Genomic DNA, 7413 nt, shown 5'->3' with positions numbered 1-7413 from the left:
GTAATGCACGTCCGACGCGAACAGCAACGCCAGCCCGCCGATCAGCAGCACGCCGGACAGCACCGACCCGCCCTCGAACCCCGCCGCCGCCATCGAGAAGGGGTTGCTCAGCCCCACCACCTGCGCCGCCAGGGCGCCGGTGGTCTGGAGGGCGGCCATGAACAGCCGGGCGCCGAGGCCGAGATAGGCGCCGACCAGCGTTTCGCCGGCCAGCGCGCGCAGCATCTCCACCGGCTGGTCCGGCATCTGGTCGGGCAGTCCCTCCACCCCCGGCAGCAGCACCAGCGTGACGATGACCGCCAGCGCCGCCCGCACCCGCATCGGCACCGCCGCCTCGCCAAAGCCCGGCAGCAGGCCGATGGCCGCCGCCACCCGCGCCAGCACCAGCAGGCCGCGGTAGATCTCCAGGGTCAGGAACTGGTTCAAATCCCCCATGGCCTACACCTGATCGACGGTCTTGAGCGCCGCCTTGCGGTGCAGCTCGGCATGGCTCAGCACCGGGGTCATCGGGCTGACCCGCTCCAGCAGGGAGCGGACGAAGGGCCGTGCTTCCGCTCCCACCAGCAGGGCGGGCCAGATTTGCGAGGTGGCGTGCTTCTGGATCTTCAGGCGGACGGCGGTCAGGAACTCCTGCACCTGGCTGGGCGGCATGACGAAGCGGCGGTCATCGCCCTCCACCACGATGCTGTCGAGCAGCGCCTGCTCCCAGCGCGGGCTGAGCGCGATCACCGAGACGAAGCCGTCCGGCCCGGCCAGCCCCTGGTGGATCTGCTGGCCCAGCCGCATCCGCACATGTTCGGTGATCAACGTGATGTGGCGGGTCCAGCCGACCGCCTCCGCCACCGCCTCGACGATGGCGGGCAGGTTGCGGATCGACACCCGTTCCGACAGAAGCTGCTGCAGCACGCGCTGGAGCACGACCAGCGAGATCTGGCTCGGCACCATGTCGTTGATCAGCTTCTGGTACTCGCGGCCCAGCCCGTCGATCAGCTTCTGCAGGGCGGCGAAGGTCAGCAGGGTGGAGAGGTTGTCCTTGATGATTTCGGTCAGATGGGTGGTGATGACGCTTTCCGGATCAACCACCGTGTAACCCTTTGCAACCGCCTCCTCGTGCCGGGCGGGATCGATCCATTTGGCTTGCAGGCCGAAGGTCGGCTCGCGCGTCGCGTCGCCGGCGATGTCGGGCACGGCGCCGCCGGTGGGGTCGATGGCGAGCAGATGCTTCGGGCGCACCTCGCCCTTCGCCGCCTCCACCCCCATGATGCTGATGACGTAGCTCTTGGGAGCCAGGAAGCTGGAATCCTTGATGCGGACCGAGGGCAGGACGAAGCCGAATTCGGTGGCGAAGCGCTTGCGCAGAGTCTTCACCTTGGTGGTCAGCGGGCCGTTCTTGTTGAGGATCAGCGGGACGAGGTGGTTGCCGACCTCGACCTTCACCTCGTCGACCTTCAGCATGTCCTCGACCGCCTCTTCGGGGGCGGCGGGCGGCGCCTTGCGGCTTTCCTCCAGCTTGGCCAGCGCCGCGGCGCGGGCCTTGCGGCGCGGCGCGTACCAGCCGAGACCGGCGAAGGCGGCACCGATGGCAAGGAAGGGCGCCATCGGCAGGCCGGGCGTGATCGCCAGCGCCACCAGCAGGCCGGACGCCACCAGCAGCGCCTTCGGATAGGCGCCGAGCTGGTCGATCACCGCCTTTTCGGCCGAGCCGATGTTGCCGCCCTTGGTGACCAGCAGGCCGGCGGCCAGCGAGACCACCAGCGCCGGGATCTGCGTCGCCAGCCCGTCGCCGACCGTCAGCGTGGTGTAGATCGAGGCGGCGTGCTCGAAGCTCATCCCCTTCTGGGCGATGCCGATGGCCATGCCGCCGAGAACATTGATGACGGTGATGACCAGACCGGCCACCGCGTCGCCGCGCACGAATTTCGACGCACCGTCCATGGCGCCGTAGAAGGTGCTCTCGTCCTCCAGCTCCTTGCGGCGGCGCCGCGCCTCGGCCTCGTCGATCATGCCGGCGGAGAGGTCGGCGTCGATCGCCATCTGCTTGCCGGGAATGGCGTCCAGCGTGAAGCGGGCGCCGACCTCGGCGATGCGGGTGGCGCCCTTGGTGATGACGACGAAGTTGATGACGACCAGGATGCAGAAGATCACCACGCCGATGACAAAGTTGCCGCCCATCACGAACTGGCTGAAGCCCTGGATGACATGGCCGGCGGCAGCGTGGCCGTGATGCCCCTCGCTGAGAATCAGCCGGGTCGAGGCGATGTTCAGCGCCAACCGCAGCATCGTCACCACCAGCAGGACGGTGGGGAAGGACGAGAAATCCAGCGGCCGCGGGATCCACAGCGACACCATCAGCACCAGCACAGCGACCGAGAAGGACAACGCCAGCCCGAGATCGAGGAACCAGGACGGCACCGGCAGGAACAGCACCGCCAGCACCAGCAGGATGCCGACAGCGAACAGCACGTCGCGGTTCGCCAAGCCGATGTCGCCGATCAGGCCGAACCGGCTGCGGACGTGATCCGTGAGGGTCATGGAGGTCCCGGAAGGGTTCGAGGGAGAGGGGCCGTTTCGCCAACGATAGGGGGGCGCGGTAAAACCGGGATTTAAGCTGTCACTGCGCCGGCAGCAGCGGTCGGGCCGGGCCGTCGGCGAACAGGCCGGACAGGAAGCTCAAGCGCCCGCGCTCGGCCGCGGTCCAGACCGGGGCGGAGCCGCCGGGTCCGGCGGCCAGCGTTTCCAGATAGCCCAACGCCCCGGCGACCCAGCGCAGATTGCCGACGACCCGCTGGCGATAGGCCTCGCCACGTTCGGACTGGGCGGAGTGGTAGCGGGCAATGGCGGTTTCGAGCGAGCCGTGGTCGCGCCGCAGCGCCGACAGGAAGGAGGCGGCATAGCGGGCATTCGCGACCGGATCGAAGGCGGTGACCAGATCGGGGAAGGCGTCGGGATGCCAGCGCAAATTCACTTGAAGGCAGCCGACGTCGATGGACTGCACGCCGCGCGCCTGGGTCTCGCGCACAAAGGATATCGCCGCGTCGCGCGTCGGGAAGTAATGGGATTGCCCTTCGGTGTTGACGGTCCAGGGCCAGGCGGTGAACAACCGGTCCTCCGTCCGCCGGCCGGATTCGGTGAAGCCCATCGCCAGCAGCAGATGGTCGGCGATGCCGGCCGCCTTCTCCGCATCAAGGATGGCAGCGATGCATTGCGCTTCCGGTGGCAGCGCTTTGGCCGGGGATTGGGGCGGCGGTTTGGGGGCGGCATAGAGCGCGGTGCTCCACACGCCGATCTGGGAGGGGGGGGCCGCCGCCGCACCGCCGGCCGGACTCACGAGCAGCCCGAGAAGGGGGACCATGACCGCTCGCAACGAGGGGAGGCGCATCGCCAAGCGCGTCAGTCGATGGCGACGATCAGGTCGCTCAGCCGGTCGGCGTAGGTGGCGAGCGTGCCGTACATGAAGGGCAACGCCAACACCGTCACCACCAGGATCGCGACGATCTTCGGCACGAAGGTCAGCGTCATCTCCTGCACCTGCGTCAGCGCCTGCACCAGGGAGATCGCCACGCCGACCACCACCGCGACGATCAGCGGCGGGGCGGCAACCAGCAGGGTCGTCCAGATGCCGCTGCGCAGCACCTCCAGCACATCGGCTTGGTTCATGGGGTGGGGTCCTTGGTTGTGGATCCCCCTCTCCCCGGGGGGGAGAGGGGATTCTTCCCGGAGGGCAAGCGCGCCAAGCCTCACACCGCGATGCGCATGATCTCCTGGTAGGCCTGGACCATCTTGTCGCGGATGGCGACGACGCTCTGCACCGTCATCTCGGCAGCGAGCACCGAGCGGACAACCTCCTGCGCGCTGGCCTTGCCCGACACGGCGGCGAGCGACACGCGCTCGCTCTCCTTCAGCGTGTCGACCGCCTGGGAGATCGACTTGTCGAGGAAACCGCCGAAGTCGCTCTCGGCACTGGCGGCCACCGCGTCGGTCTGGTTGGCGGAGGACAGGGGAGAGGCCGCCGCCTGGGTCTCGGCGACGCCGCTGGCGATCGGGCTGCGGTTGGCGGCATAGGCGGCGGCGACGCGGCCGACGGACATCTCGATCATGGAACTGTTCCTCAGCTACGCAGCAGATCGACGACGCGGGTCATCATCGCGCGCGATTGTTCGATGACGTTCATGCTGGCCTCGAAGGCGCGGCCGGCCTCGCGCATGTCCATCATCTCGACCAGCGGCTGGACGTTCGGCTTCTTGACATAGCCCTTGTCGTCGGCCGCCGGGTGCGAGGGATCGTAGGCGAGCTGGAAGTCGCTGCGGTCGCGGCCGATCTGCTTGACCTGCACCAGCTCCGCCCCGACGCCGCGGTCCATCACGCTGTCGAAGGACACCGTCTTGCGGCGGTAGGGATCGCCGCCCTTGGCAGTGGCGGTGCTGTCGGCGTTGGCGAGATTCTCCGCCACCACGCGCAGGCGGGTCGATTGCGCCTGGAGGCCGGCGCCGGCGATCTTCAGCGTGGCGCCGAGGACATCGTTCATCATGGCCCGTCTCCGTCCTTAACCGTTTCTCCAGGCCATGCGCAGCATCTGCACATTGCGCTGGAACAGGCTGGTGGTCAGCGCGAAGGCGTCGCGGGTTTCGCTGCCCTTGATCATTTCCTGGTCCAGCGACACCGCGTTGCCGCTGGGGGTTGATTCCCACAGCGCGGCATTGCCTTCCTCGCGGAAGCCGGCGGTGGAGCGGGTGCTCGCCAGATGCAGGCCGGAGGTGCGGGCGGTCTCCACCGGACGGATGCCCTCCATCACGCTGTCGAAGGGTTTCAGGTCGCGCGCCTGGTAGTCGGGCGTGTTGGCGTTCACGACATTCTCCGCGATCAGCTTCTGCCGCTGCGCCAGATAGTCCAGCCGCGTGCCGGCAAGCTGAAAGAAACCGATTTTACCTAAATCCATTGCGACCTCGGTCCACCACATCTCGCAGGAACACTGGGCCGGACGATGATCCCGCCCGTTTAAAACCGGATTTAAATTCGCTGCTCTACTCTGCCTTCATCGACAGGCATGAGGGAGACTGCAGCGATGCCGGCACTCGCCACCCTGGCGGCGGAACTCGACCGGCTGCCGACCCGCCACTGGCGCGGGGAAATCCGCTCGGCCGCCGGCATGACGCTGGAGATCGACGGGCTGCAGCGCGTGCTGTCGGTCGGCGACAAGTGTCATGCGGAGACGGTGCGCGGCGGGCGGGTGCTGTGCGAGACCATCGGCTTCCGCAACGGCCGCTCGCTGCTGATGGCCTTCGACAATCTCGACGGCGTGGCGGAGGGCTGCGCAGCCGTCACCGACGACACCGCCTTCACGCTCAGGCCCGGACCCGGCTGGCTCGGCCGGGTGGTGAACGCGCTGGGCGAACCGATCGACGGCAAGGGACCGCTGCGGAACGGCGAGCATCCGCGGAGCTTGCGCCAGCCGCCGCCGGCCGCCTGTGCCCGGCGCCGGGTGGGGGCGCGGCTGGACAGCGGCATCCGGGTGATCGACAGCTTCGTCCCGCTGTGCCGCGGCCAGCGCCTCGGCGTCTTCGCCGGGTCGGGCGTCGGGAAATCGACCCTGCTGGCGATGGTCGCCCGCCATGCCGAGGCCGACGCCATCGTCATCGGCCTGATCGGCGAACGCGGCCGCGAGGTGCGCGAATTCATCCAGGACGATCTGGGGCCGGAAGGGCTGGCGCGCTCCGTCGTCATCGTTGCCACGTCGGACGAGCCGCCGCTGATGCGCCGACAGGCGGCGCTGCTGTGCATGACGGTGGCGGAGGAAATGCGCGACCATGGGAAACATGTGCTGTGCCTGATGGACAGCGTCACCCGCTTCGCCATGGCCCAGCGCGAGATCGGGTTGGCCGCCGGGGAGCCGCCGACCGCCAAGAGCTATCCACCCAGCGTCTTCGCCGAGCTGCCCCGCCTGCTGGAACGCGCCGGGCCGGGTCCGGAAAGCGGTGGAGACGGCGACATCACCGCCATCTTCACCGTGCTGGTCGACGGCGACGACCATGACGAACCGATTGCCGACGCGGTGCGCGGCATCCTCGACGGGCATCTGGTGCTCGACCGCAAGATCGCCGAACAGGGGCGCTATCCCGCCGTCAACCTGCTGCGCAGCGTGTCGCGCGCCCTGCCCGGCTGCCACGACGCACGGGAGAACCGCATCGTCGGCCGCACCCGCGCACTGGCCGCCAACTATGACGGCATGAAGGAGATGATCCAGCTCGGCGCCTACAAGCGCGGCACCGATCCGGAAACCGACGCCGCCATCGACCTGCACCCGCAACTGGAAGAGTTCCTGCGCCAGGGCAAGGACGACCCCTCCCCCTCGGCCGACAGCTTCGCGCGGCTGGACTCGCTGCTCGCCGCCATCGGAGACCATGCATGAGCGTCAATACCCCGGGCATCGACAAGAGACTGGCCGCCCAGGCCGTGACACCGCCGACCGCCCAGCGCAAAGCGCCCGCCGAGCCGGAGGAAACGCTGGCCGACAGGATGAGCGTCGGGTTCGACGACCTGCTCGACGTGGTCAACCCGCTCCAGCAACTGCCCGTGGTCGGGTCGGTCTACCGCGAGGCGACGGGGGAGGAGATTTCGATCCCGGCGCGTCTGGCCGGCGGCTTCCTGTTCGGCGGCCTGCCCGGCCTGATCGGCAGCGCCGCCATGGTCGCCTTCGAGGAGGTCACCGGCGACAGCGTGCTGGGCCATATCGGCAGCCTGCTGGAGGATGGGACGGAGACCGCGGTGGCAGAGGGAGCGCCGTCTGGGACGCTGCCCTGGATGGGCGGCGGGAGTGGCGCCGATCCGTCCCTGCCCTCCCCCCAATCCCTGACGGAAGCCTTGCGCCGCAAAACCGCCCCGGTGGCGGAGACGGCAGCGGCGGCGCCAACGGGCGAGCAGCCGGCGCCGCAGCTGCTGGCGAAGCTCTACAGCCTGGAAGCGACGGCGAAGGCCGGCGCACCGGGGATGGTGCGCAAGGCAGGGTGACCGCAGGGGAACGAAGTCAGGTTAACAGTACGCAGCGTAAGGCCCTCTCTCCCCCGGGGAGAGGGCTTATTAGGCGACCTTCTTAACGTGACTTCGCTGCCCCGCGGGGTGACCAACCCCCACTTGCACAGCACCGTCGGGCACGCTTCAATGATCCGCAAGGCGGTTCAGGACGGGCAGGCGGACGGTGGACGAAAGCAAGGGCAACGGCATGGGAAAGGGACGGCGGCGGCTGTGGCTCCTCCTCGGCCATGGCGCGGTCGGACTCGCCACCGCCGGAGCGTTCCTGCCCATCCTGCCCACCGTTCCCTTCCTGCTGGTCGCAGGCTGGGCCTATGCCCGCGGCAATCCCGAACTGCGCGAGCGGATGCGCAACGACCCGCGCTTCGGCCGTGCCGTGCGCGAATG

The 7413-nt window shown here is 68.7% G+C and carries 10 protein-coding genes; 3 read left to right on the top strand and 7 right to left on the bottom strand.

The window, feature by feature from the left end:
- The 7 genes from I71_RS02715 to I71_RS02685 all read right to left on the bottom strand — a co-directional run.
- Positions 1-435 (bottom strand): flagellar biosynthetic protein FliR (locus tag I71_RS02715; RefSeq protein ID WP_042690088.1); only part of this gene is annotated, 435 nt, incomplete at its 3' end.
- A 3-nt stretch (positions 436-438) separates the two neighbouring features.
- Positions 439-2532, bottom strand: a complete 2094-nt coding sequence (gene flhA / locus I71_RS02710) for a flagellar biosynthesis protein FlhA (protein ID WP_042690083.1) — start codon at positions 2530-2532, stop codon at positions 439-441.
- A gap of 79 nt (positions 2533-2611) precedes the next feature.
- Positions 2612-3352, bottom strand: a complete 741-nt coding sequence (locus I71_RS02705; RefSeq protein ID WP_042690080.1) for a transglycosylase — start codon at positions 3350-3352, stop codon at positions 2612-2614.
- A 38-nt stretch (positions 3353-3390) separates the two neighbouring features.
- Complete coding sequence (gene fliQ / locus I71_RS02700) at positions 3391-3657, bottom strand: flagellar biosynthesis protein FliQ (protein ID WP_042690077.1); 267 nt, start codon at positions 3655-3657, stop codon at positions 3391-3393.
- Between the two features lie 80 nt (positions 3658-3737).
- The gene (locus tag I71_RS02695; RefSeq protein ID WP_049975888.1) at positions 3738-4097 is read right to left on the bottom strand and encodes a flagellar hook-basal body complex protein FliE; all 360 of its coding nucleotides are present in this window, start codon (positions 4095-4097) and stop codon (positions 3738-3740) included.
- Between the two features lie 11 nt (positions 4098-4108).
- Positions 4109-4528 carry a flagellar basal body rod protein FlgC gene (gene flgC, locus I71_RS02690; protein ID WP_085940669.1) on the bottom strand — a complete coding sequence of 140 codons (420 nt, stop codon included), beginning with the start codon at positions 4526-4528 and terminating at the stop codon, positions 4109-4111.
- Between the two features lie 15 nt (positions 4529-4543).
- Complete coding sequence (locus tag I71_RS02685) at positions 4544-4936, bottom strand: flagellar basal body rod protein FlgG (protein ID WP_042690094.1); 393 nt, start codon at positions 4934-4936, stop codon at positions 4544-4546.
- Between the two features lie 126 nt (positions 4937-5062).
- On the opposite strand from I71_RS02685, the gene fliI reads away from it, so the two are divergent.
- The 3 genes from fliI to I71_RS02670 all read left to right on the top strand — a co-directional run.
- Complete coding sequence (fliI, locus tag I71_RS02680; protein ID WP_042690074.1) at positions 5063-6406, top strand: flagellar protein export ATPase FliI; 1344 nt, start codon at positions 5063-5065, stop codon at positions 6404-6406.
- Entirely contained in the window at positions 6403-7005 is a 603-nt protein-coding gene (locus tag I71_RS02675) for a hypothetical protein (RefSeq protein WP_042690071.1), read from the top strand. Before fliI ends, I71_RS02675 begins: the two co-directional genes overlap by 4 nt.
- Positions 7006-7192: 187 nt before the next feature.
- Positions 7193-7413, top strand: a 221-nt coding sequence (locus I71_RS02670; RefSeq protein WP_244433590.1) for a YbaN family protein, incomplete at its 3' end; no start/stop codon positions are given.

Origin of the sequence: Azospirillum sp. B506, assembly GCF_000333595.1 — a bacterium.
Classification (GTDB): Bacteria; Pseudomonadota; Alphaproteobacteria; order Azospirillales; family Azospirillaceae; genus Azospirillum.
Note: the sequence above shows the minus strand (reverse complement) of the source record. Positions and strands in the feature narration are given on the sequence as shown.

What these genes read in the sequence shown, in the direction of transcription:
- I71_RS02675 (WP_042690071.1), top strand. Translation starts at nt 6,403, where the DNA reads ATGAGCGTCAATACCCCGGGCATCGACAAGAGACTGGCCGCCCAGGCC.
- I71_RS02695 (WP_049975888.1), bottom strand. Translation starts at nt 4,097, where the DNA reads ATGATCGAGATGTCCGTCGGCCGCGTCGCCGCCGCCTATGCCGCCAAC.
- fliQ (WP_042690077.1), bottom strand. Translation starts at nt 3,657, where the DNA reads ATGAACCAAGCCGATGTGCTGGAGGTGCTGCGCAGCGGCATCTGGACG.
- I71_RS02705 (WP_042690080.1), bottom strand. Translation starts at nt 3,352, where the DNA reads ATGGTCCCCCTTCTCGGGCTGCTCGTGAGTCCGGCCGGCGGTGCGGCG.
- flhA (WP_042690083.1), bottom strand. Translation starts at nt 2,532, where the DNA reads ATGACCCTCACGGATCACGTCCGCAGCCGGTTCGGCCTGATCGGCGAC.
- flgC (WP_085940669.1), bottom strand. Translation starts at nt 4,528, where the DNA reads ATGATGAACGATGTCCTCGGCGCCACGCTGAAGATCGCCGGCGCCGGC.
- I71_RS02685 (WP_042690094.1), bottom strand. Translation starts at nt 4,936, where the DNA reads ATGGATTTAGGTAAAATCGGTTTCTTTCAGCTTGCCGGCACGCGGCTG.
- fliI (WP_042690074.1), top strand. Translation starts at nt 5,063, where the DNA reads ATGCCGGCACTCGCCACCCTGGCGGCGGAACTCGACCGGCTGCCGACC.